The organism is Pseudanabaena sp. PCC 6802 (genome assembly GCF_000332175.1).
GTDB lineage: Bacteria > Cyanobacteriota > Cyanobacteriia > Pseudanabaenales > Pseudanabaenaceae > PCC-6802.
This window is the reverse complement of the sequence record NZ_KB235914.1, coordinates 3,427,215-3,450,286: the sequence shown is the minus strand read 5'-3', so window position 1 is coordinate 3,450,286 and position 23,072 is coordinate 3,427,215. Positions and strand designations below refer to the sequence as shown.

The window sequence follows — 23,072 nt, the reverse complement described above, 5'->3', positions numbered from 1 at the left end:
GCCAGGATAACGGATCGCTAATCGATTAATTACTAATATCCAATCAATTAACTACTGAATCACACCATGGCAGATCTAACAGTTAACGGTTCAGCACTTAATCCTAAACCCCAACCTAAGAAATTCATCAACAGTACTGTCGATAAGGGGCAACTTAAGAAACTGATTGCTTGGGCTTTTACCCACTACGGGACATCGCGTGCCGCCCATATGGCAGATGAATTGAAATCTTTGGGATTTCGATTTGCCACCCAGGCAGGTGTTTCCATTAGCGTTGACGATTTACAAGTACCGCCTGAGAAGAAAAATCTACTGGCAGCAGCCGAAGAGGAAATCGAACTGACGGAGTCGCGCTATACCCGTGGTGAAATTACTGAGGTAGAGAGGTTCCAGAAAGTAATCGACACTTGGAACTTGACGAATGAAAACCTCAAGGATGAAGTGGTACGCAATTTTAAGAGCAGCAACCCGCTCAACTCGGTTTATATGATGGCGTTCTCGGGCGCTAGAGGTAATATTTCGCAGGTGCGTCAGTTAGTCGGTATGCGGGGATTGATGGCAGATCCGCAAGGACAAATTATCGACCAGCCCATTAAGACTAACTTCCGTGAAGGCTTAACAGTTACTGAATACATCATTTCTTCCTACGGTGCGCGTAAAGGTCTGGTGGATACCGCCTTGCGCACGGCGGACTCCGGTTACTTAACGCGGCGCTTGGTGGACGTTTCCCAGGATGTGATTATTCGCGAGACGGACTGCGGTACTTCGCGTGGCATTAAGCTTAAAGCCATGCGCGATGGCGATCGCACCTTAATTAAACTGGAAGACCGTCTCTTTGGCCGCGTTGCTGCCGAGGCAGCGATCGACCCGCAAACTGGCGAAGTCATCCTGGAACGCAACCAGGAGATTAGCGACGAGCTAGCGAAAAAGGTGGTCAAAGCAGGAATTGAGGAAGTCACTGTGCGTTCTGCTCTCACCTGCGAGTCTACCCGTTCCGTCTGTCAAACTTGCTATGGTTGGAGCCTCGCCCACGGCAAAATCGTAGATATTGGTGAAGCGGTGGGAATTATTGCGGCCCAATCAATTGGCGAGCCAGGTACCCAGCTAACCATGCGTACTTTCCACACTGGCGGTGTATTTACCGGAGAGGTAGCGCAGCAGCGCCGTGCTGCTTTTAATGGAACGATCAAGCTGCCGAAAAAGCTGCGCCTGCGTCCGATGCGCACTCGTCATGGCGATGATGCCTTTATTGTGGAGGCAAATGGCGAATTTAGCCTGGAAGGCAGTGAAGGGAAGAAGGAGACATTTCCCATCACCCAAGGCTCGACCTTGTTGGTGAAAGATGGACAAAAAGTATCTGAGAACCAGTTATTAGCAGAAGTTGCTGCGACTGGTCGTACGGCGCGCAAGACTACGGAGAAGGCTACTAAGGATGTAAATACGGACTTAGCAGGTGAAGTTCTCTTTGACAACCTCGTCCCAGAAGAGAAAAAAGACAGACAGGGCAATACCTCCTATATTGCACCTAGAGGGGGCTTAATCTGGATTCTATCCGGTGAAGTTTATAACTTGCCTACAGGTGCTGAACCCGTAGTAAGAAACGGCGATCGCGTTGAAGCAGGCGGTGTCCTGGCTGAAACCAGATTGATTACGGAACACGGCGGCGTGGTGCGGCTCAGTCCCACTGACTCCCGTAACTCCCGCGAAGTAGAGATTATTACTGCTTCTGTCGTGCTGGATCGAGCCAGGATTGAGGAAGAGGTTTCGCAAGGACGCGAGCACTATATCCTGGAAGCTCAGGGCGGTCAGAGATTCATGCTCAGAGCCGCTCCAGGTACAAAGGTAGTCAACAATCAAGTAATTGCAGAACTCATCGACGACACTTATCACACCAATAGTGGCGGCATCATTAAGTATTCCGGCGTGGAGGTGGCGAAGCGTAGCAAAGCCAAGCAAGGCTATGAAGTGATCGGTGGCGGTACGCTCCTCTGGATACCCGAAGAAGCTCACGAGGTCAATAAAGATATCTCGTTACTGATGGTCGAAGACGGGCAATATCTCGAAGCTGGTACGGAAGTGGTGAAAGACATCTTTTGCCAAAGTGCGGGCGTAGTAGAAGTCACGCAGAAAAACGACATTTTACGGGAAATTGCGATTAAACCTGGGGATCTACATCTGGTGGATGACCCGGAAGCAGCCATGCAGAAGCACGACACGTTTGCCTATCCCGGCCAGGAAGTAATTCCAGGGGTTGTAGCCAACGAGCTACGCTATGTTGAATATGTGGAAACCCCAGAAGGATCGGCCTTGCTGTTGCGCCCCGTCGAGGAATTTGCCGTACCCGACAGCCCAACTGTACCCAGCCAGGAGTCTACCAATCAAATGGGTAGATCGATTCGTTTGAGAGCCGTGCAGCGCGTCTCTTATAAAGATGGCGAGCGCGTCAAGTCAATTGACGGGCTGGAGCTATTGCGGACGCAATTGATTTTAGAAATTGATACGGACGCGCCTCAACTGGCAGCAGACATTGAGTTTGATAAATCCGATCCGAATAACTGGCTCTTACAGCTCGTTATTCTGGAATCCCTAGTTATTCGTCAGGATATTGCAGCCGATCTCACCCAAGGCAGCACCCGCACCCGTATTCTCGTCTCTGAGGGCGATAAGATCGAGCCAGGTGCAGTGGTGGCGCGCACCGAAATCCTCTGCAAGCAAGCAGGCGAAGTGCGCGGTATTCGTGAAGGGGCAGAACTGGTACGTCGCGTGCTCGTCATGACCGATGCCGATCGCCTGACAATTCCCTGTGCTAAGCCCAATGTAGCAGTTAACGATCTGCTGCGTTCGGGCGATACGATAGGTTCTGGGGTGACCGTACCCGAATCCGGGCAAGTCGTAGCGATCGAGAGTGGCAATGTTACGATCCGCATCGGTCGTCCGTACTTAGTTTCCCCAGGTGCAGTGTTGCAAATCGATCGTTCCGATCTAGTGCAACGGGGCGATAACCTGGCACTACTGGTATTTGAACGAGCCAAAACCGGGGATATTATCCAGGGTTTGCCTCGGATTGAAGAATTACTAGAGGGTCGCAAGCCTAAGGAAATGTGCGTTCTGGCTCAAAAAGCAGGTCGCGTCCAGGTCGTTTACGACTCCGACGACAATGCTGAAGTCAAGATCGTAGAGGAAGATGGTAATGTCAGCGACTATCCCATTAACCCCGGCCAAAGTTTAATCGTAGCCGATGGGCAAATGGTGAATGCTGCGGAACCGCTCACTGACGGCCCTGCCAATCCCCACGATATTCTAGATATCTTCTTTAGATTACACCGCGAGACTAAAGGTGTGAGAGAATCCGCGCTGCTGAGCCTGCAACAGGTACAGGAGTTTCTAGTGAACGAAGTCCAATCAGTATATCAATCTCAGGGGGTTGACATTTCCGATAAGCATATTGAGGTGGTTGTCAAACAGATGACCTCAAAGGTGCGAATTGACGATGGCGGCGATACTACTCGCTTACCAGGCGAGCTAGTAGATCTGCATCAGGTGGAACAAATCAATGAGGCGATGGAAATTACGGGTAGCATCCCCGCCGAATACACGCCCATTCTCATGGGTATTACCAAAGCGAGTTTGAACACCGATAGCTTCATCTCTGCTGCTAGTTTCCAAGAAACCACTAGAGTACTTACCGAAGCTGCGATCGAGGGTAAATCAGACTGGTTGCGCGGTTTGAAGGAGAACGTAATTATCGGTCGCCTGATCCCAGCAGGGACTGGCTTTAATGCCTACGATAATGTCTCCAACGATATGGAACCTGCCTATGACTCGGCGATCGCCTATGACGAAGAAGACGAGAATGTCGTAATCGACGACAACATCGCCCGCAGCCTGCCCACTTATCCCATCCCCAGTCCTCCTAGCGGCGACTACGATGATGAGTTGGTAGACGATGATGCCGAATATGAAGATGAATTTGAGGATGAATTTGAGGATGGCGACGACGATGACTTCGAATAAATGCCTAAGCGTCAGGACTTGTAATGCAAATGCCTGAGTAAAACGACTCCCAATCACTTGTAGGGTGGGCAATGCCCACCCTATTAAATTTCATCAAGATTAACACCTATGGATCTGATACCAATTTGAACGGTAAACACGAGAGATCGAACGGGGTGAAGGTGTGGAACCCCTTCACCCCAAAAATAAAACCCGTTCTCAAGTGAAAACTGCTATAGCAATCCGAAATAATTTGTGCAAGTTAAGCGGTCAGCAGTCAGCAGTCAGCGAAGAAATTTTACAACTCAGATAGGATTGCTATACATGGCTTTTAGATGATAGGTAACACATTTAAGATTTTTATCCTTAACATTTGAGCCGTTGTGTGACAAGTTGAGGGGATATTTAGTACACCAGTTTTCAAGTCAGCAATTACATCCGCCTGAATCTAACCTCTATTAAAGTACTGGAACACTTACAGCACAGGCTCTGCAAAAGCTGACCGCTGAAAGCTATACATTATCCCCTCTTTGTCCTATGGTACAAGCACAACCTACGATTGAATCTATTCTTCAGGAAAAGCGTTTATTTTACCCCTCCGAGGCGTTTTCCCAGCAAGCTCAGATCAAAAGCTTAGAAGCCTATCAGCAAATTTATGCTAAGGCCAAGTCAGATCCGCAGCAATTTTGGGCTGAATTGGCCGAAACCGAACTGCATTGGTTTCAAAAATGGCACACGGTGCTGGACTGGCAACCGCCTTTTGCTAAGTGGTTTGATGGCGGCAAGATCAACATTACCTATAACTGCCTCGATCGCCACCTCACGACCTGGCGGCGCAACAAAGCTGCTTTAATCTGGGAGGGCGAGCCAGGTGACTCGCGCACCCTCACCTACGCCCAACTGCACCGCGAAGTCTGTCAGTTTGCCAATGTCCTCAAGCAATTAGGCATCCAGAAGGGTGATGTTGTGGGTATTTACATGCCTATGATTCCCGAGGCAGCGATCGCGATGCTGGCCTGCGCCCGCATTGGTGCACCCCATAGTGTCGTGTTTGGTGGGTTTAGTGCCGAGGCTTTGCACGATCGCCTGGTTGATGGTAAAGCTAAATTGGTAATTACCGCTGATGGGGGTTGGCGTAAAGATGCGATCGTGCACCTCAAGGATCAAGTAGATAAAGCACTTGCCGATGGAGCCGTTCCCACTGTGCAAAATGTACTGGTAGTGCAGCGCAGCAAGCAGGAAATCCACATGCAGCCTGGGCGAGACCATTGGTGGCACGAATTACAGCGCGGAGTCTCATCAGACTGTCCGGCAGAACCGATGGATGCCGAAGATATGCTGTTCATTCTCTATACCAGCGGCAGCACGGGGAAACCGAAGGGAGTCGTACATACCACGGGTGGTTACAATCTCTATTCCCACATGACTACCAAATGGATTTTCGATCTCCAGGATACGGATGTTTACTGGTGTACCGCCGATGTAGGCTGGATTACAGGTCACAGCTATATCGTTTACGGCCCTCTATCCAATGGTGCTACTTCTCTCATGTACGAGGGCGCGCCGCGACCTTCTAACCCTGGCTGTTTTTGGGATGTAATTCAGAAGTACGGCGTGAATATATTTTACACCGCACCGACGGCAATCCGTGCCTTTATTAAAATGGGCGAGCAACATCCCCAATCCCGCGACCTCTCTTCGCTGCGACTCTTGGGAACGGTGGGAGAACCAATCAATCCCGAAGCCTGGATGTGGTATCAGCGCGTAATTGGTGGCAGTAGATGTCCGATTGTCGATACCTGGTGGCAAACCGAAACGGGCGGGATTATGATTACGCCTCTACCAGGTGCGATTCCGACAAAACCAGGCTCTGCAACTCTACCTTTCCCTGGCATCATTCCCGATGTGGTCGATCTCAATGGCAATGCCGCAGCCGATAACGAGGGAGGATATCTAGTGGTCAAGCATCCCTGGCCAGGGATGATGCGTACTGTATACGGCGATCCCGATCGCTTTCGCAAGAGCTATTGGGAACATATCCCACCCAAGGATGGACAGTACGTCTATTTCGCTGGGGATGGAGCGCGTCGCGATGATGACGGCTACTTCTGGGTAATGGGTCGCGTCGATGACGTGATTAGCGTCGCCGGTCACCGTCTGGGCACGATGGAAATTGAATCCGCCCTCGTATCGCATCCCGCCGTGGCAGAGGCAGCGGTAGTAGGCAAACCAGATGAAATCAAGGGCGAAGAGATCGTTGCATTCGTAACATTAGAAGGGATACAGCATCCCACCGAAGATCTTGCTAAGGAACTGAAGCAGCATGTCGTGTCGGAAATCGGCATCATCGCCCGTCCGGCTGAAATTCGCTTTGCGGAAGCTTTGCCCAAGACGCGCTCTGGAAAGATTATGCGCCGTCTCCTGCGTACGCTGGCGGCTGGCGAAGAAATTACCAGCGACACTTCTACGCTTGAGGATCGCACGATTCTCGATAAGTTGCGCGAGGGAGCATAGGAGATTAACAGTGGGCGAACGGGCTGTTCGCCCCTACAACAGCAATTCTATGAAACATCTATTCTCTTCTTTCGCGATCGCTGCTGGCATAATCTTTATCCAGCCATGTCTTGCTCAAACTGTTTATCCGGTTGACGATCAAGCCACTGCCTATCCCCTGAAAACGCAAATCTCACCTACTCAGATTCGTGCATTCGAGCAGGTATTTCAGTTTGGTAAATTCGATCCTCAAAAGGCGATCGCTCTGCGAGCAAAACTGCAACCCCTTGCGGATGTCAATGACCCAGTGGCTGCTTACTGGCTGGCTAAAACCTACGATTGGTACGAATTTGGAATAGGGAAGGATAGCGATCGACCGATGGCGTTGAAATGGTATCGCCGAGCGGCAGAGTTAAATTATCTACCTGCAATCCAATTCCTGTATCATTCCTATCGCTGGGGTTTTATGGGCATTAAGGCCGACTACACGGAGTCGGCCAAATGGCTGCATAAGTCTTTGGAAGTGTCCGCTGGCAAAGCCAAAAGCGATATTCTGCTGGAGTTCGCTCGCTATAGTAATCCCAATACTTCTAATTCCGATGTGTCTTTCCCATCAATTCCAAGGAATATTACCGCTCACCTCAATTATCTCCAACAGGCTTATAGCTTGAATCCTAAAAACACATCAGTATCAGATTATTACGGCAGTTCGCTGTATGATGCCAAGCGTTATGCTGAGGCGTTAAAGGTGTGGCAAGATAGCAATAACCCCTATACGTGGAAGAAAGTTGGTGAAATGTACGAGCAAGGGATTGGTACGGCACCAAATATTCCTCAAGCTTTGTTTTGGTACAAGAAAATGGCGATCGAAGGCAAGCAACACGAAAACGAACTCAATCCAATCTCCAGATATGGTAAACGCGAGATTTATCGCTTGGTCTGCCTCAAAAAAATTACTCCACAACAAGCCACTCCTCCCTATACTCCCGAAGACTATCAAGGAGAATTTCGCTCCTGGGCTGATGATAAATGCAATTTCAATAACGCTGGCTAAGCTCCCAGAATCAGATTCAAGACCTTGACCGATCGCACCCGTTGCCAGATCGAAAGACCTATTCCCCACGAGGCGATCGCGGCAATGAATAGATAGGCAATACCGCCAGCTACCTCCAGGGGAGATATCAGCCGCAATACCCAGACATGGGTTAAAAAGATACTAAAACTTGCACTTCCCAGGATACCAATTATAGTAGCAGCTATCTCTCTATGACGGTGCGAGAGATTTAGATGAGTGCTCCACGATCGCTGACGATACTGCCAGGACATTGCCCATAATAAAAAAGCGATCGTCATTAACAACACGGTCGGTCGTCCGTAGTGACCTGCCGCATCCGCAGATCCCATCTTCAGGGCAGCGAAGTAGAATTCTGAAACTTCAATAGTAGATGCGATCGCCCATATCCATCCCCATTGCCTGGAGGCTAGCCGTCGTACCTGGCTGGCGAACCAATCGGGAGCTTTCGCCAGCCACATACCTAATAGGAAATATGGCAGCCAGAAAATGCAATGATTTGAGTCTGACAGATATGGGGCGATCGCGGGAAATAGATCGAATAGGGAAACAGACCAGCGCAATGTAAACAGGCAAATTGTAAAACTGCCAAGCAGGGCAAGATTACGAGTAGAGAAGGGAATCTGTCTGAGCAATGGATAGGCAATATAGCATTGGATGATAATTGCCAAGAAGTAGAGGTGATAGTCAGCGGCACCGTCTTGACTGACCTGCCAGAGATGGTTGAGCTTATCCGGCAAACTTGCGGATTGGAATAACGGCTGACTCGCAATGCTGACTAGCGAGAAAAAAATGTAGGGTGGAATAATCCTGAGCGATCGCCGCTGCCAGAATCCCACAAAACAAAAAGGGCGCGATGTCTCTGACATGGTTAAACCAAAGCCAGACAAAATTACAAACAGCGGCACCGTAAATCGTCCTGCCTGATTGATCGCCGTATCTAGGAAAACCACCGGATTTAGATGCGCGAGCGAGACATCCCCATTAGCCCCAAAGTACCAACTATTAGAGGCATGAATCGCAACTACTAAGGTAATTGCGATCGCTCGCAGTAAATTAGTTAACTGCCGACTCATAAGACCAGTTCGTTAAAAAATCGGCAGGCCACCAAAAGCTGCAAGCACGATAACTGCTTGTTGCACATATGTATATCGTCCACTCCTCACACCCAGATCTCGCAAATGCGTTGGTAATAATTATTATGCGCAAAAGTACTTATGCAATATCTCCACCTTAAGAAATAAATTCAGGAGCCGATCGCTACTACTAAAGAAATTGATTTTGGGGCTTAAAGTTTAAATTTGGCAGTAGACTAGGGAGTAGCTACGATCGAATGGCAACTGGAGTCTCTATGACAACTCAAACACTCCCTCAGGTTGAGCTATCTGGGATTAGCTGGCAGACTTATGAAACTTTGCTCGATGAATTGCGCGATCGCCGACTGCGCCTTACTTACTATCATGGCAACCTGGAAATTATGGCTCCATTACCAGAACATGAGTTCTATAAAAAAGTAGTCGGCAGATTTGTAGAAACTCTAGCTGAGGAACTAGAAATCAAGATCGTCCCGCTTGGCTCGACCACTTTCAAACTGCCAGAAGCTATTGGAGCAGAGCCTGATGAGTGCTTTTACATCAAAAACTTAAGAGCTATCCAGGGAAAAAAAAGATTGGATCTAGACTTAGATCCGCCTCCCGATCTAGTAGTGGAAATTGATATTACAAGTGGTTCTAGAAATAGGTTCGCTATTTATGCCGATATGGGCGTACCGGAAATCTGGCGTTATAACGGTCAAACTTTTACGATTTATCAATTACGCGATCGCGCATATATTGCTTGTACGCAGAGTTTAGCGTTCCCAAATCTACCTTTACTAGAAATTCAGAGTTTTTTAGAGCAAGCAACAACAGCCGATTATCTAGACTTAATCGGTGCGTTCCGTCAGTGGGTTAAGAATCAGATTTAGTAAAAACTGCTAAATTAGAGCAAAATTTCAACAAATCTATATGAGTGAAGCACAACGAACAAAAGCGGTATGGCAACGGCTAGAGAAATGGCTGAGCGAAAATTTCCCTGAAGGTTTGGATAATTTGCGCGCGCCTGCTAGCGATGAGGCGATCGCCTCGATTGAATCCCGCATCCAAATGAAGCTGCCAGAAGCTCTGAAAGTCAGCTACCAGCTTCACGATGGCGAAGAGCATAACTATCCACCAGGCGTTTTAGCGGACGGATTTTGGTTGATGCCCTTGGAACAGGCGTATGAGGCTTGGGCACAACTTAAAGACCTTGCGGCTGAGTTGTTCGGTACCGATGACACTCCAACCCAATGGAAGTCGCAGGTGGAAGATGGCATTATCTTTATTAAGGGAGCGGTGAAGCCCCTAATCGGATCGCCCAAGTGGTTCCCTTTTGCTGATGCAAATGGCGATGTCGTCCGCTTCCTCGACTTCGATCCGCCGCAAGGCGGCATTATGGGACAGGTCATCGAGATCGATGCCGAAGCCTGTCAGTCTCAAGTCATTGCCCCATCGTATTTGGCATACTTAGAACAATATGCAGATGCACTTGAGGCAGGGCATTACGACGCGATCGCGAATGGATATATTGAGTCGCGAGACAAACTCTCTTGGGAAGAACTGCAACAATGGGGATTGCCGGAATATCTCAAAAATATCGAGTACGATCGCTATGATACCAACGCACAATCTTCTCAAATCGATATTTCCAGTCTAGCCCCAGACGAAGAAATTACAATTCAACCCGACTTCATGGCGTTGGAGTACACCATGCTCAAAGATATGGGCTAATGGAAATCTTCTAAATCCATGTCATCAATACCCAATTGGTTATCATATCAAGCCTTAACTAAAGGCGATCGCCCTGCTCTTTATTTTGCCCAGCAGAAATGGACGTATGCAGAGTTAGACGCGCTCGCTAGCGAGATGGCAATCGCGATCGCGCAGCATGGAGTTACTTGCTCCACCTGCGCAGGCATATTGATGTCCAATTGTCCGGATTATGTAATCCTACTTCATGCTTTAACCAGGTTAGGTGCGATCGCGGCATTAATCAACACTCGCCTGAACCCGCGCGAAATTGCATGGCAACTGCAAGACTGTCAGGCAGAATTACTAATTTACGATCGCACCACCGCAACCCTAATCCCTTCTGACAGCGTAGGTCGGAAATGGCGATCGCTCGACATAGAAGATCTCAAGCATCCATTTACTACAAATATCCATTACCCACTACAAAACGATATCGATCTAGATGCCATTCAGTCAATTATCTATACTTCCGGTACTACGGGAAATCCTAAAGGCGTACAACTCACCTACGGGAATCACTGGCACAGCGCGGTTGCCTCCGCTTTTAACCTGGGCATTGAGAGGAGCGATCGCTGGTTGTTGTGCCTGCCACTTTATCATGTGGGCGGTTTAGCGATCGTTTGGCGCAGCGCGATCGCAGGAACGAGTGTAGTTCTGCATCAGAGATTTGAACCGGAGGCAATTATACGGGCGATCTCTACCGACTCCATAACTACGATTTCGCTGGTACCGACCATGCTGGCGCGCATTCTCGACTGCGAGGAGTTCTCAACTTCCCTACCTTATTGGCAAAATCTACGGGGTATTTTACTCGGCGGGGCGGCTCCCCATCGGTTACTAGTCGAGCGATGTTTGAAACTAAACCTGCCGATTATGCCCACCTATGGCTTGACAGAAGCAGCTTCTCAGGTGACGACTCTATTACCAAAGGATCTAGCAAGGAAGCCAGGCTCGTCGGGACAGCCTCTGCTGTGCGATCGCATTAAAATCACGGCGATCGAGGATATTCATGCTGAAGTCGCGATCGGTGAAGTCGGGCAAATTCTGGTACGGGGCGCGAATATGATGAAAGGATACATTCATCAATCTCAAGATACAATTCAGTCTGGCTGGCTTTGCACAGGGGATTTGGGCTATATCGATTCTGAAGGATTTTTGTATGTAGTCAGTCGCCGCACCGATCTCATTATCAGCGGCGGTGAGAATATCTATCCCGCAGAAATAGAAGCGGTTTTGCAAATGCATCCAGCGATTGTAGAAGTTTGTGCGATCGGGACAGACGATATGGAATGGGGACAGATAGTTACGGCTGTTGCTGTCACCAGGCAGGCGATCGCGCTGAATGAGTTGCAAGAATTTTGTACTTCCCATCAACTCGCTCGCTACAAACTGCCGCGCCTTCTGTATTTAGTAGATGCTCTACCCAAAACTGAGTCCGGGAAAATTAGTCGCCAGAAAGTAAGAGAATCTTTTCACATCACATTCTAGCCTGCTATTTCAACTTGTATATTGCCAAGTTTATGTAGCAATAGATAAGTCCTGCTTCGGCAAATTCTCCAAAATCTGGACGATTTCTGATTCAAAGGCAACCTTGGCACGGTTGGTTTTACCGCCAACATAGAGAGTATTGCCAACTCGAAGTGCCCACACTTGAGAATGGCTAACGTAGCTCATCATTACGCCTAGCATCAGCAAGCCAAAGCCAGTATAGACAATCGGAATACCGGGATCGGCCTTAATCTGAAGCCCCGTACTACCCACTACTTCCTTAATCGTTAGAGTTACGCCATTGACCTCCGTGCTGCCATTGGTGCGAACCGTAGTAAGTAATTGACCGTCCTCGCCATAAATGAGAAAAGTACCTTGCAAATCTGGCGTAATCAATGTCACGCCAGCACTGAGATCGGGCTTGGTGGGAATCCAGGTTCCCCACACCTGGCTGCCGTTACTGCGAGCTTGCAGTTTAGACATGGGCAACTGCAAAACTGGGCTTTGATTGAGCGTAAATCTCACCGCTGCGATATCCCAGTTGGCTTGATAGAGCGTCACGCCATGATAGCGAAGAGGCTTATTTACATGAATAGTCTGGCGATCTACTTCTTGCCCAGATTTATCCAAAACCGATAGATCGGAATAGAATTGATCGATGACTCCGCTCGGCGTGTAGTCGATCCAAAATCGATTCACTTTTACCGACCAATCCTTGGGTATCTGTGGTTTTGCCCATATACCTGCTTCCGTGATATTGCTGATGGAGAATGTTTCGCCACTGGGCACCATCTCTTGAGCGATAAATCCAGTCAAGGCACCACCGATGGAACCAGCCAGAATCAGTAACATGCTGGCATGGACGAGAATGGGGCCAACTCGTCCCATTAAGCCTTTACGAGCATAGAGCTTCTCATTTTCCTGAAAAATTTGATAGCCTTTTTGTTTGAGCGGTTGTTCTAGTTCGCTTAGCGATCGCCCTGCTAATTCCACCGCGATCGCCAGCTTAGAAAAGCTTTGTGGCTTGGTGTAAAAACTCCATCGTTTGGCGGCTTTGAGAATGGGGAACTGTCGATAAAACGTGCAGGCAGTTAAACTGGCACCAAAGAGGATCAGCAGAGATAAAAACCACCAGCTACCATAAACTCGATCCAGCCCAATTCCTAAAATAACTTTATAGGTGAGAAATCCAAACAGAGCTGGGTGTTCGGGATAGTTTTCGCGATAGAAATCCAGCGTTTGTCCCTGCTCGATTACCGTACCGGACATGCTGAAGAAGGCGATTAGAAGCAAAAGCACGATCGCCACTTTCAAATTAGCCAGCAACGGCAGCATTTCCCGTCGCCAATATTTTCTTGCACCTTGCAGTAACTCAGTCACAGCGCTACCTACGATTAACACCTAAAATAATCATTTCTATCTTAGTTTGCTTTCAGGCGATCGCTGTAACATTAACTGGCAAACGTTTGTAGATACCTCTGGTTAGCTATGCCAATAAATACACGAGTTCGGAGATGGCGCAAGCGCCTATGGTGGTTTGCGATCGGCAGTCTTGGACTGTTAGGTATTGGCTTGACCAGTATAGCCATCAATGTTTACAAGCGCATCCCAGAAATTACTGCGCCGGCGCGATCGCCAGGTTGCTGCACCGTACCAACAGATCGCAATCTGCCGCATAAGGTGCTGCGGCTCACCACTCAAGACAAAGTCCAGCTAGCTTGCTGGTATATGCCGTCTCGCAATCGCGCCGCCATCATCGTCCTGCACGGCGAAGGCGGGAATCGCTTGGCAATGCTGCCGCACGTCAAAATGCTAGTGAAGGCGGGTTATGGCGTACTTGCCTGCGATCGCCGCGCCCACGGAGAAAGTACGGGCGACTACCGCTCTTGGGGATGGCTGGAGGTCGATGATGTGGGAACTATGCTTGCCTATGTTCGGCAACAACCTGATATCGATCGCGATCGAATTGGGATTTTGGGATTTTCGATGGGAGGGCAGGTTGCATTGCGAGCCTCAGCAAAATTTGACGATCTACGGGCAATTGTGGCAGATGGTGCCAGTGCCGCAGTTTCAGCAGATCTTTTCCCACCTCAGAACCCAGGTCAATGGCCGCGCTTTATCGCTGACTGGTTGAACGATCGGATGACCGATTGGTTCTTAGCACAACGTTTGCAGGTCTCAGCACCTACGTCCGTCGTCAGCGCCCTATCGCAACAGTCAAAACATCCAATTTTATTTATTTCAACTGGACAAACTGGTCGAGGACGGGAGCTTCAGCAAGTGGGATGGTATTACTCCGTCGCGATCGCGCCAAAGCAGCTATGGGAAATTCCAGATGTCGGACATGGCGAAGGGCTAGCAAAGCATCCAGCCGAATATGCTAAGCGCGTGTTAGATTTCTTCGCGAATGCGCTCCTGAAAGCATAGGTTAGGGATTTGCTCGCAAATAAAATACCATTTGTAGGATGTGTTAGGCGAAAGCCGTAACGCATCATTGCTAGGTTCAAGATTGGTACATTATTAAAGCGCTAATCCCTTAGCTGGCGGAAGCATATCCACAAACTCAACATCGAAATGCTGCGCGGCGGCATCGGTGAGAGCAGAAATTAAGCGATCGCTCAGATTCTCTACATCACTTTCATCTACGTTCGCTGTCCCATCGAGCAACTCCGCTAAGCCCACCACAGAGGTATTTGATTCAAATATTTGTTCGAGTAGTTCGTAGTTGGGCGCGATCGCGATCGACCCGTGCTGCAATACGGAATTATGGCGGTATAACTGGGCGCTACCAATTAGTTTTCGACCATCGGATGCAACTAGATCGGCGCTGGTAGCGGTGGCGAAGCAATTGCGATCGCGAATATAAACCCGTTCGGGCTGGTTGTAGCTGGGCTGGCCGTAACTGAGTCGAACACCCAGGCTTGCCAATCCTTTAACTAAAAACTCGCTGATATGGGCGTAGACAGCACGACGGTTTTTAGAATTAACATTGGTAATCACAGCGTAGGTTAGATCGCCCCCATGCAAGACAGCGCGACCGCCACTGGGACGGCGCACGATATCTAAGCCGTACGCGATCGCTAGATCGTGCCAGCGATCGGGAATTTCTCTCTGGTGATAGCCCAAAGAAATTGCCCCTGGCGACCAGTGATAAAATCGCAGCACCGACTGGGGCAAATCTTCTTGGCAATGTCGATCTAGCAACCAACTATCCAGAGCCATCTGGCTAGCTCCAGGTGCATGAATTTGCGGCAATAGTCGCCAGATATTTGTTGGCATCGGCTCAGATAGGATTTAACAGAACCTAAGCGCCGAATTCCGCCTTCAGAGGCTCGTCATTCTCATCGGCGATCGCTGCCACGATACTAATAATGCGGGCAATTTCCTTAGGCGATAAGTCCTCAACCGAACGAGCGGCAATGACGATGACGCGATCGCCCTGGATGGCATACCTTGCCTCAAAGGTTTCCGCCGCATTCTTTTCTAACAACGTCTTCATCAGTTTGGCTTCATCCTTTACCGGGTAGGTGAGTACGGTTGCCAATACCGTAAATATATCTGAGTTGCTCTCTCCCGTAATATTGACAATCACCTCAACAGTGCCGTACTGGAATTTCCAGGTATCTCCGGTTTGGTTAACTACGGCGGTTTTCTCCGTATCTAGCGAGGAAATAACGGTTTGAATTGTTTCAGCATGGTTGAAAATATTGGCTGAATCAATCGAGGCTCCAGTATCTACCATGGTTTCAGTGCTGGATGTCATAATTTGCTCATCTTAAAGGGTCATGATTTAACTCTATACCAGAGACCGCAGTTTGCCCATGTTAAACCTACATTAAGAATTACCAACCAAAGGCGTAACGCTGCCATGCGAGATCCGCCAACTGCGATCTGCCAGAGACTTCAGTTCCTCTGGTTCGTGGCTGACTACTAATAAAGTCCAGTCTTTCTTAAGTTTTTCTAATAATTTGATTAATTGGCGGCGCATCGACCAATCTAAGCCTGCGGTTGGTTCGTCTAGCAACAACAACGCTGGTTGCCGAATTAGCTGTACTGCCAGAGCCAGGCGGCGTTGCTGGCCGCCACTCAGCGAGTTTGGAGACGTACTCAGCGGTATCTGCTCTAAACCAACCGCTTGCAATGCTGCATCGAGGCGATCGCCCTCCAGGTCGATATGCCCCAGCCGCAGTTCTTCCAGGACTGTATTGCCGCAGAAATGGCGCTCGGGGAACTGAAACACCAACCCGCATAACTGTTGCAGGCGATCTGGCGTTAAGTCTTGACTGCGCCAATAAATCCCCCCACTGTGCCACTCCACAAAACCAGCTAAAATTTCTAGTAGGGTACTTTTACCCGAACCGCTAGGACCGACAACTAACCCCAACTCCTGCGGTGCTAATTCGAGGGAAATTCCTTTTAAAATCGGCTCGGGGGTAGCCGGAGGGTGGTAAATCAGATTTTGAATTGACAGCATAAAATATAAAGGAACCCCCACAAATAGGTTGCGTCTTGCGACTGGGTGCATAGGCTAGGGTGGCTAGTTTAGTATGCACGACTCAAGACAGCCTATCACTACTCAAACTATCTACTGTACATATTGCCCTAGCCGAACGTATAAACAGGTAAATTCTATGAAGTGTATGAAGCGATTTCTGCCAATAGTCTCGACTCCCCTGCTGGCTGCCTTGCTTGCCTCTGCGATCGCCTTACCCGCCTCAGCCGGCGATCCTTTCCGTACTAGAAACCCAAAACCAATCGGGTCTGATACGCAAGCCGCCTTTGAACTGATGTTTAAGCAAGGCGACTATAATGCTGCTGCTAGACAATTAAATAAAGCCTTACGCAATGAGGCTGACGATCCTTTAGCACAGGGGATGCGGGCATCGATGGCTTACATCGAAAAAGACCTGGCTAGCATGCAGATCTACACCAACAAAACCCGTGCTGCTGCCCAGAAACTGTTGGGCACTGATAAGCTGCGCGGTCACCTCTACACTGGCGTGAGTTACCTGCTGGAAGCAGGTTACATAGTCACTTCCCAGGGTGTGGTCAGTGGTGCGCCCGCAGCCTTGGGCTTGGTAGATAAGCTACTTAAAGAAATCGAAACCGCCCAGGATATCGACCCCAACGATCCGGAACTGAATCTGATTAAGGGCTACATGGATATGCTGATTGCCTCTGTTTTTCCATCCGATTTGGAAAAAGCTTTATCTAGCCTCCGCAATGCGGCACCGGACTACTTAAAGTATCGCGGTATCGCTCTGGGATATCGCGATGCTAAAAAGCCCACAGAAGCACTTGATGCGGTTGACAAAGCACTAGCTGCCGCTCCCGAGAACCCCGAACTGCGTTATCTCAAGGGGCAAATTCTGTGGATGAAGGGATGTAGCGGTGTAGAAGCCGCCAAGAAAGAGTATCGCCAAGCTCTGGATAAGTCAAAGCAACTCCCACCCGAGCTAACCAAACAGATTAATAGCGAGTACTCATCGCTGAGTAACTCTAAGTGCTAGTAGTTAAGGCAAAGTGGTAATCTCTGGCGATCGCTATTTCAAGATGGAAATCGAGATGGGAGCGATCGCCAGTTTTCGTTTTGTAGATTGGGGATGCGATTTTTATCACTAGACTTAATCGGAAATAAATAGTCAGAAGCTGATAAGATAGGTTGCTGACTTAATGGTCGCAAAAGCAATGCTGAGCTACAAAGAATTACAAAACAAACCACGCATATTACAGAGCTTAACCGGACTGAGTAGATCGGAATTTGCGCAATTACTAGTCAGCTTTGAGCGGGCATGGCAAGACTATCTAACCCAGCATTACAAGAAGCGAGACAATCGCCTGCGCAGATATGGAGGAGGGCGCAAGGCAGAACTGCTCGAAACGCAAGACAAGCTGTTGTTCATTCTGTTTTACTTTCGGCAGTATCCCACGCAAGCAGTGCAAGGATATTTGTTTGGGATTGGGCAAGCGCAAGCGCATGAATGGATACATCGCTTAACAGGAGTGTTGAATCAGGCACTCGGATATGAGCAACTGTTGCCAGAACGCAGAGCGTATCGCCTGAAGCAAGTGTTGGCAGCCTGTCCGGGGTTAGAGTTTGTCGTTGATGGCACGGAGCGTCGGATTGCGCGATCGCAGGATAAAGCAAAACGGGACGAGCACTAGACTTTATTGGAAATAGGAGCGATAAATCGGCGTTCGATCTGTCCCAAACCTAGATCGATTAGCAATGCCATCAACGCAGCCGGAATTGCACCCGCTAAAATCTGTTGATTATCGACCACAGCCACTCCCCTAAAAATAAATTCACCCAAACCTCCCGCTCCGATCGCAGCAGCAATGGGAGCAATACCGACAGAAATCACTACAGCTACTCGCACGCCAGCCAGAATTACTCCCAAGGATAGCGGTATTTCCACTTGCGTCAATAGCTGCCAGTCAGTCATACCCATCGCCTTGCCTGCTTCGCGAATGGCAGGATCGACGCTGGTGATGCCCACGTATGTGTTACGGATAATTGGGAGGAGAGCATAAAGAAATAGAGCAATAATTGCCGTGCGCGAACCAATTCCACCAATGAAGGGAATGGGAATCAAGAAACCAAATAATGCCAAACTAGGAATTGTCTGTACGACATTAGCAAAGCCAATAACTGTTTTCCGCAAAGCAGGTTGGCGTGTAATGAGAATACCTAGCGGTATGCCAATTAGAATTGCCATGCCACTGGATATCCCAACTAAAAATAGATGCTCCCAACTGCGTTGGAGTATTTCTGCACCAAAGCGAGAGAAAAATTCTAGAAAGTTCACTAGGCTCCATCCACCAACTCATAAACTATCATTCTACTCTCCAGGCAATATAAGAGATTGCTTTAGTGTTTCCAGACATTGCACAAAAGCGCGTACTTCTGGAACGGGCGATCGCAGAAATTCTTGTTTAGAACCTAGCTCTACTAATTGTCCCTCATGCATCAGACCGATGCGCTCGGCCAGAAAAAATGCTTCCTGGATATCGTGGGTGACAAAAACCACTGTCTTGCCCAGTTGTTGTTGCAGTTGGCGAAATTCCTTCTGGATCTCCAATCGCGTCAGCAAATCCAGCGCTCCAAATGGTTCGTCCATCAGCACGATAGGAGGATCGGCAGCGAGCGCTCGCGCTACACCAACCCGTTGCTTCTGCCCGCCCGATAGCTCGTGGGGATAGCGTTGGGCAAATTTTTGGGGTTCTAGTCCCACTAACTCAAGTAATTCGCGCACGCGCTTGACAATGCGATCGCGATGCCAGCCTTCTAATGTCGGCACCAGTGCAATATTACGCGCCACGCTGAAATGGGGAAATAGCCCAGTTTCCTGGATCGTGTAGCCGATGCGACGGCGGAGTGCGATTGGCTGCCACTGTTGCGTAGAGCGCCCCTCAACTATCACTTCGCCATCCGATGGCTCGATCGAACGATTGATTAGTTTCAAAGTCGTAGTTTTGCCACAACCGCTAGTCCCCAACAAAACCAGCATTTCGCCCTCATAAACATGCAGATGCAAGTTGCGCAGAATTTGCTGTTGTTTCACCCCATAGGAAACATGGCGAAATTGAATCGCAACTTTTCTAGTTGGTTCGCTTAGATCGATCTGATTAAAGGGCGATCGCATTAATAATCAGACTTGGTATTCTGTGGGGCTACTTGTTCTTGAGGCTTTGGTAAATTGATAATTCCACTCAAGCCCCAGCCTATACCGATCGCGATCGCCAGGCCGTAGCCGAATATCTCAAACCAGTTAGTGCGATTTATTTTTTTGGAAGACATAAGTTTTATGTATTTTATGCTGATTTTTTATAACAGTCAGACCTACGCGCCTCCCTTTAACAATGGTAGTATCGGTAAGGTTATGGCAGTGCAAACTCAAGATGCTCTCGATTCTTCACTCCTGTTCCTAGCATAGATCGAGGATATAAGATCGAGATAAAATTTTGCTTAATTTTGCAAATCCCACAGCCGAGAAATTTCTCGTTGAAATTTCAGCAAGGGAATAAATCCGTAAAATCGGGAGGGTGAGGATGCCTCTCAGCAAGTTCCCTTACCCTCCTGCATTCGATATTCAGGTTTCAGTAGCGCGCTGGAGAACAGTTTGCTGCCTCTGCTCGGCTTTTAACCTTTCTTGAGTCAGTAACTCCCTTCCTGCTTCGTTTACTGGGCCTTCTGACTGTTCTAGAGCTTCAGTTACCCGTTCGAGGATGATTTCTTGCGATCGCTCTGCTTCTAGACGCGCTTGGGCGATTTCCTCTCTCGCTGCTTCCGTAAGCTTGCCAGAGCCGTGTGCCAGTGCTTCGGCAGTTCGTTCCAGCATGTTTTGCTGCGATCGTTCTGCTCCCAAGCGTTCTTGAGTTAACAATTCTCTGGTTTCGTCGGCGGTACTCATAAGACTACATCTCCTATTTCCAGCTCCACTTCTAATTTCTAACATTTTGTAGCCTATTTGACAGAAACTTTAGAAAACGTTAAAAATCTTGAAAAGCTTGACTTTTGCAATTGAGAGAAATGTATGGAGCGCACTTTCCGTATCTAAGTTCCTTTAAAGTAAACGCTCATATCGGCAAGCAGGTGAAAATCGTATACATGAAAAATTTTTATCTTGCCACTGCAAAGATTCCAGGCAAGCCCGTTAAATAGCTCCACCTATTACCCCATATGAGCGAAGATTTTAACAGCCCACAGTCAAGGCTAGCACTCGGCTTCTGGCAATAAATAAAGTCCGTCTTCAGCAAAACCCTGTAAAATAATGATTTTAGCGGCTGGTATTCCCGATCGAACTCAGTTGTCCCCTTGCTCTTTAATGTAAAGAAATGTAAAATAAATGTAAATTTTGTTGAATATTCCTGAGGAGACTATGGAACTACGCCAAATTGAAGCCTACCTCGACAGCCCAAATCCTCAAGAGCGCATGAGGGCAATTACCGAATTGAGGCACTACGCCCCTGAAGTGGTCGTCCCTTTACTCAGGCGGCGGATGAGTGACAAAGAATTTATCATTCGCTCCTTTGTAGCAATAGGTCTGGGGCGGAAGCAGACGGAGGAAGCTTTTGAGGCGTTACTGGACTTGCTCGAATACGACACTGATTCTAATGTCCGAGCTGAGGCTGCTAATTCTCTTGCCAAATACGGGGAGTCAGCTATCCCTCATTTGCTGAAATTATTTGAACGAGATTCTAACTGGCTGGTGCGACAGAGCATTCTGGCTTCTGTGGAGGGGAATGAGTACCCCGACGGGCTTCTAAAGCTCTGTCGTTGGGGTGTCGAGGGAAATAACCGGGAGGTCAAGTTAGCTGCGATCGCTAATTTAGGACAACTCCAGGGAACACCTCAAGAGTCAGAGGCTCTAGCTGTTTTGCTATCCCTTGCTAATGCCGACGATGGAGAAATCCGGGCACAAGTAGCCAGAGTCTTGAGCTCCTTTGACGAGCCTCGGGCGAAAGCTGCTTTACTGGACTTGCGGTATGATTCCGATTATCGAGTTGTTGGAGCCACCTTGGAGGGTCTAGTATAGGAGATCCCAAAATTGGTAAGAAGGTTAATATTGAGTCATTACCTATGAATAGTCGGGATTTAGCGAGATATATTGAAGCAACTGATGGCATTTCCAAGCCTTGGCTTTTGGTGCTGTTGCGCCTCCAAATGCTTAAAGAGAATCGGGATTATCTTTCTCCTGAAGAATACTTCCAATCTGTTCGAGAACTCCATCAAGATTCAGTCAACCTAGGAGAATGGTGGATTGGCAAAGAAGACGAAGTTTTTGGCAAGTGATTAGTTTAATTGCTACTTAGGTTCTATCACTTGCCACTTCTGAAAATTTCCCTTATACCTCTCATAAACTGACTTTCACTAAAGCGCTAAGGACTGAGCGTTAGTTTCGATCAGTTTGGCTAGATCCTGGAGGAATTGTGCTGCATGAGCGCCATAGATGACGCGATGATCGCAGGTGATATTTACTTGCATTTGATTGCGTACGGCGATCGCACCGTCAGATGTCGCTACTACAGTCGGAATCGATGCTCCGATCGCCAGAATCGCGCCCGTACCGGGTGGGAGAATCGCATCAAAGCGATCGACACCAAACATGCCTAGATTAGAAATCGTAAACGTGCCAGTCGAATATTCCTCCGGTTGCAGTTGCTTGGCTCGCGCCCGTTCTACGAGGTTCTTCCAATGGCGCGACAAGCTATAGATATCCATCTGGTCGGCGCGAGGCAAGACTGGTGTAATTAAACCACCATCATCCATTGCCACAGCTACAGCTACATTAATATCGCCCTTGTGGGCAATCCCCTGTTCTGTAAAAGCTGAATTGAGGAGTGGATGCTTTTTCAGCGTTACTGCTACAGCTTTTGCCAGCAAAGCAGTCATGGTAACACCCTTGGACTTAATTTGCTTGTAGAGCCGATCGAGTTCTGTTGTAGTAATCGTATAGCCCACATGGTAAGTGGGGACGCTCAAACTCGCATTCATATTGCGTACCACGGCACTTTGGAGCGTGGTCAAAGGCTGTACCGTACCAGGTTGAACGGGTGCATAACCAGGTGACGCGATCGCCGCAGGGGGGGTATAGCTGCCAGCAGGTTGAGCCGCGATTGCAGGTTGGGTAATAGAGGGAGCAGATGGCTTGAGCAAGCTCTCAATATCCGCTGCTGTAATGCGACCATTGGGCCCCGTACCTCTAATGGTGCCGAGATCGATGCGACGATCTTTAGCTAGACGCTTAGCGCGGGGCGAAGCAATTATGCGATCGCTAGTTCTAATAGGTGCGGGGGGGGTGGTAATTACATCGGGTATTGCTCCTACAGCCGCCGCCACGGGTGCTACCGCTGGTGTAGAGACGGTAGCGGCACTAGAACCATTAGTGCTGGAAGCTTTCTGCTCCGCTTCAGCAATTTCCGCCTCAGTTTCAGCCACGTAGGCGATCGCGCTACCAACCGCCGCCACTTCGCCAGCGGGGACGACAATTTTAGCTAAATAACCCTCATAGAAGGTTTCCACATCCATATCCGCCTTGTCGGATTCTACAACCACGACAATGTCGCCTTTCTCCAGCTTGTCGCCAGGCGACTTCAGCCAGGATGTAATCTTGCCCTCCGTCATTGTAGAGCTTAGGGCAGGCATGAATATCTCGTGAATCATAGTTATACGTCAGACATATAAGGGTTATGGG

21 protein-coding genes are annotated in these 23,072 nt (G+C 48.7%); 11 read left to right on the top strand and 10 right to left on the bottom strand.

Translation table 11 applies throughout. The annotated features are described in order from the left end of the window. Positions 1-66 precede the first annotated feature (66 nt). The 3 genes from PSE6802_RS0121800 to PSE6802_RS0121790 all read left to right on the top strand — a co-directional run bounded on the left by PSE6802_RS0121800 (position 67) and on the right by PSE6802_RS0121790 (position 7,540). Entirely contained in the window at positions 67-4,014 is a 3,948-nt protein-coding gene (locus PSE6802_RS0121800; RefSeq protein WP_019502160.1) for a DNA-directed RNA polymerase subunit beta', read from the top strand. A 516-nt stretch (positions 4,015-4,530) separates the two neighbouring features. Further along, complete coding sequence (acs, locus tag PSE6802_RS0121795; RefSeq protein WP_019502159.1) at positions 4,531-6,507, top strand: acetate--CoA ligase; 1,977 nt, start codon at positions 4,531-4,533, stop codon at positions 6,505-6,507. A gap of 49 nt (positions 6,508-6,556) precedes the next feature. Next, positions 6,557-7,540: a tetratricopeptide repeat protein gene (locus tag PSE6802_RS0121790; protein ID WP_019502158.1), complete on the top strand. Its 984-nt coding sequence runs from the start codon at positions 6,557-6,559 to the stop codon at positions 7,538-7,540. Here PSE6802_RS0121790 and PSE6802_RS0121785 read toward each other — a convergent pair. Beyond that, on the bottom strand, positions 7,537-8,634 hold the full coding sequence (locus PSE6802_RS0121785; protein WP_019502157.1) for an acyltransferase: 1,098 nt from the start codon (positions 8,632-8,634) through the stop codon (positions 7,537-7,539). The two genes, PSE6802_RS0121790 and PSE6802_RS0121785, sit on opposite strands and share 4 nt — an antisense overlap. A 275-nt stretch (positions 8,635-8,909) precedes the next feature. On the opposite strand from PSE6802_RS0121785, the gene PSE6802_RS0121780 reads away from it, so the two are divergent. Genes PSE6802_RS0121780 through menE form a run of 3 tightly spaced genes read left to right on the top strand, consistent with a single transcriptional unit; the run spans position 8,910 to position 11,874 of the window. After that, on the top strand, positions 8,910-9,524 hold the full coding sequence (locus PSE6802_RS0121780; protein WP_019502156.1) for a Uma2 family endonuclease: 615 nt from the start codon (positions 8,910-8,912) through the stop codon (positions 9,522-9,524). Between the two features lie 40 nt (positions 9,525-9,564). Beyond that, positions 9,565-10,365, top strand: a complete 801-nt coding sequence (locus tag PSE6802_RS0121775; protein ID WP_019502155.1) for an SMI1/KNR4 family protein — start codon at positions 9,565-9,567, stop codon at positions 10,363-10,365. A gap of 18 nt (positions 10,366-10,383) precedes the next feature. Beyond that, entirely contained in the window at positions 10,384-11,874 is a 1,491-nt protein-coding gene (gene menE / locus PSE6802_RS0121770; protein WP_019502154.1) for an o-succinylbenzoate--CoA ligase, read from the top strand. Between the two features lie 30 nt (positions 11,875-11,904). Here the strand turns inward: menE and PSE6802_RS0121765 are convergent, their stop codons facing one another. Next, positions 11,905-13,209 carry a cytochrome c biogenesis protein gene (locus PSE6802_RS0121765; protein WP_083901774.1) on the bottom strand — a complete coding sequence of 435 codons (1,305 nt, stop codon included), beginning with the start codon at positions 13,207-13,209 and terminating at the stop codon, positions 11,905-11,907. Positions 13,210-13,362: 153 nt separating this feature from the next. Between PSE6802_RS0121765 and PSE6802_RS0121760 the strand changes: the two genes are divergently transcribed. Beyond that, a complete protein-coding gene (locus PSE6802_RS0121760) occupies positions 13,363-14,301 on the top strand; it encodes an alpha/beta hydrolase (RefSeq protein WP_019502152.1) in 939 nt (312 codons plus the stop codon). A 93-nt stretch (positions 14,302-14,394) separates the two neighbouring features. On the opposite strand, the gene PSE6802_RS0121755 is transcribed toward PSE6802_RS0121760, so the two are convergent. The 3 genes from PSE6802_RS0121755 to PSE6802_RS0121745 form a co-directional block, all read right to left on the bottom strand. Next, positions 14,395-15,153, bottom strand: coding sequence for a lipoate--protein ligase family protein (locus PSE6802_RS0121755; RefSeq protein ID WP_036945709.1), 759 nt, complete (start codon positions 15,151-15,153; stop codon positions 14,395-14,397). A 25-nt stretch (positions 15,154-15,178) separates the two neighbouring features. Continuing rightward, entirely contained in the window at positions 15,179-15,637 is a 459-nt protein-coding gene (locus PSE6802_RS0121750) for a YbjN domain-containing protein (RefSeq protein ID WP_019502150.1), read from the bottom strand. Positions 15,638-15,709: 72 nt separating this feature from the next. Beyond that, positions 15,710-16,348, bottom strand: a complete 639-nt coding sequence (locus PSE6802_RS0121745) for an ABC transporter ATP-binding protein (RefSeq protein ID WP_019502149.1) — start codon at positions 16,346-16,348, stop codon at positions 15,710-15,712. Positions 16,349-16,505: 157 nt separating this feature from the next. Between PSE6802_RS0121745 and PSE6802_RS0121740 the strand changes: the two genes are divergently transcribed. After that, entirely contained in the window at positions 16,506-17,384 is an 879-nt protein-coding gene (locus tag PSE6802_RS0121740) for a Sll0314/Alr1548 family TPR repeat-containing protein (protein WP_225902693.1), read from the top strand. Positions 17,385-17,547: 163 nt separating this feature from the next. Further along, positions 17,548-18,039: a helix-turn-helix domain-containing protein gene (locus tag PSE6802_RS31410; RefSeq protein ID WP_019502146.1), complete on the top strand. Its 492-nt coding sequence runs from the start codon at positions 17,548-17,550 to the stop codon at positions 18,037-18,039. Here PSE6802_RS31410 and PSE6802_RS0121725 read toward each other — a convergent pair. The 4 genes from PSE6802_RS0121725 to PSE6802_RS0121705 form a co-directional block, all read right to left on the bottom strand. Continuing rightward, positions 18,036-18,683 (bottom strand): ABC transporter permease, encoded by a 648-nt coding sequence (locus PSE6802_RS0121725; RefSeq protein WP_019502145.1) that lies wholly within the window; start codon positions 18,681-18,683, stop codon positions 18,036-18,038. The two genes, PSE6802_RS31410 and PSE6802_RS0121725, sit on opposite strands and share 4 nt — an antisense overlap. 33 nt (positions 18,684-18,716) lie before the next feature. After that, positions 18,717-19,520, bottom strand: coding sequence for an ATP-binding cassette domain-containing protein (locus tag PSE6802_RS0121720; RefSeq protein WP_019502144.1), 804 nt, complete (start codon positions 19,518-19,520; stop codon positions 18,717-18,719). Further along, the gene (locus PSE6802_RS33780) at positions 19,520-19,675 is read right to left on the bottom strand and encodes a hypothetical protein (protein ID WP_019502143.1); all 156 of its coding nucleotides are present in this window, start codon (positions 19,673-19,675) and stop codon (positions 19,520-19,522) included. Before PSE6802_RS33780 ends, PSE6802_RS0121720 begins: the two co-directional genes overlap by 1 nt. A 292-nt stretch (positions 19,676-19,967) precedes the next feature. Continuing rightward, a complete protein-coding gene (locus tag PSE6802_RS0121705) occupies positions 19,968-20,288 on the bottom strand; it encodes a hypothetical protein (protein WP_019502141.1) in 321 nt (106 codons plus the stop codon). A gap of 468 nt (positions 20,289-20,756) precedes the next feature. On the opposite strand from PSE6802_RS0121705, the gene PSE6802_RS0121695 reads away from it, so the two are divergent. Together PSE6802_RS0121695 and PSE6802_RS0121690 are read left to right on the top strand one after the other, a co-directional pair. Then, the gene (locus PSE6802_RS0121695; protein WP_019502139.1) at positions 20,757-21,413 is read left to right on the top strand and encodes a HEAT repeat domain-containing protein; all 657 of its coding nucleotides are present in this window, start codon (positions 20,757-20,759) and stop codon (positions 21,411-21,413) included. A 44-nt stretch (positions 21,414-21,457) separates the two neighbouring features. Continuing rightward, positions 21,458-21,670 (top strand): hypothetical protein, encoded by a 213-nt coding sequence (locus PSE6802_RS0121690; protein WP_019502138.1) that lies wholly within the window; start codon positions 21,458-21,460, stop codon positions 21,668-21,670. Between the two features lie 78 nt (positions 21,671-21,748). Here PSE6802_RS0121690 and PSE6802_RS0121685 read toward each other — a convergent pair whose 3' ends face one another. Continuing rightward, the gene (locus PSE6802_RS0121685; protein ID WP_026103465.1) at positions 21,749-23,041 is read right to left on the bottom strand and encodes a dihydrolipoamide acetyltransferase family protein; all 1,293 of its coding nucleotides are present in this window, start codon (positions 23,039-23,041) and stop codon (positions 21,749-21,751) included. Positions 23,042-23,072 lie beyond the last annotated feature (31 nt).